1 protein-coding gene and 1 pseudogene are annotated in these 1,181 nt (G+C 68.9%); both read left to right on the top strand.

Going from position 1 to position 1,181, the window contains the following annotated elements; translation table 11 throughout:
• Positions 1 to 253: pseudogene (locus AC1DKV_RS40445) on the top strand (DNA-binding protein); the annotation flags it as partial.
• 195 nt (positions 254 to 448) lie between these two features.
• A complete protein-coding gene (locus tag AC1DKV_RS40440; protein ID WP_477139763.1) occupies positions 449 to 709 on the top strand; it encodes an H-NS histone family protein in 261 nt (86 codons plus the stop codon).
• Positions 710 to 1,181: the final 472 nt, after the last annotated feature.

Raw genomic sequence — 1,181 nt, 5'->3', positions numbered from 1 at the left:
CGCCGCCGTGGCCGGTGCCGAGGCGCGGGCGCGCTTGCAGGCCGAGCGCGACACGCTCKACCGGCAACTGGCGCAGGCCCAGCACGCGCTCGGACAAGGGCAGGCGGCACAAGACGCGCTGCGGGCCGAACTGGACGCGGCGCTGCGGCGGGCCGAGCGCGCCCAGGCGGAGGCCGTTGCGGCGCGCCATCTGGCGCCGGCCCGACGTCGGGCGCCGGCGATCAAAACCAAGTTCAGGCCGGGGCCGGCTTGAGGGTGGGGCGCCGAAAGGGGTCGGATGGCATTTATCCACCGCGCAAGGGGGACAAGCCTGTGGACAAGCCGCGCGGGGGCCGAGTGCCGACGGCGTCAACGGATTTGATTAAAATTTAAGCAAAGAGAGCGGGACACGCCTTCCCGGTGGCGCCACGCCGGATCGCTCGCCCCCCTAGATCTGTTCACCAACATTATGTCGATCGAAATCGAGCGCGCCGAAGCGATTACCTGGATCCGCATCCAGATGGCCCAGCACGGCCTCACCCTGGCCCAGCTGCAGGCGGCCGGCTGTTTTACGGAGCCGCCACTGGCGACGTTGCCCGGCGCGGTGCGCTATCGCAACGCGCACKGACAGGGCTGGGATGGCCACGGCGCCATGCCGGACTGGCTGCAGCGGGCGGTCAACGCCGGGCAGAGCGTGGAGCATTTCCGGATAACCGCGACGAAGCCATAGCCGACCACCGTCGCAGCGCCGGGGGCATCTTTCCGCGCGAAATCTGGCACTCACGCGGTGGTCGCGCCGGCCCGTGCCCCAGCCGCGGCGGCGCCGACCATGCCCGTTCCCGTTTTCTACACCCCGCGCCATCTGGCGAGCAGGCGGCCATGGACGCCCGCGGAATCGGCGACGAACGCAGGACAATCACTGCGCTGTTCGCCCACGTGACCGGCTCAACGGCGTTGGGTTTGAGTCGCCCGCTAACGTAGGCGGGGCTTGGGAGAGATCTCTTTCGAGTGCGAACCACGAAGTCAAAACCCGGCGCGTGCCGTCCTGAACCTGCCAGGCGAAAACCAACAGAGCAACACCGGAGTCTTTGCTATCACGCGACACGCTGGGCCGCCCATCGGCGAGCGGGACGCCGAGCGTCAGCCCCACGCGGCCACGCAGGCGCGCAAGGAAAAGGCAAGCGTCGGATCTCGATGTACTC

Source organism: Cupriavidus sp. 05T41, assembly GCF_056396525.1.
This window is presented reverse-complemented; position numbering and strand designations above follow the sequence as displayed.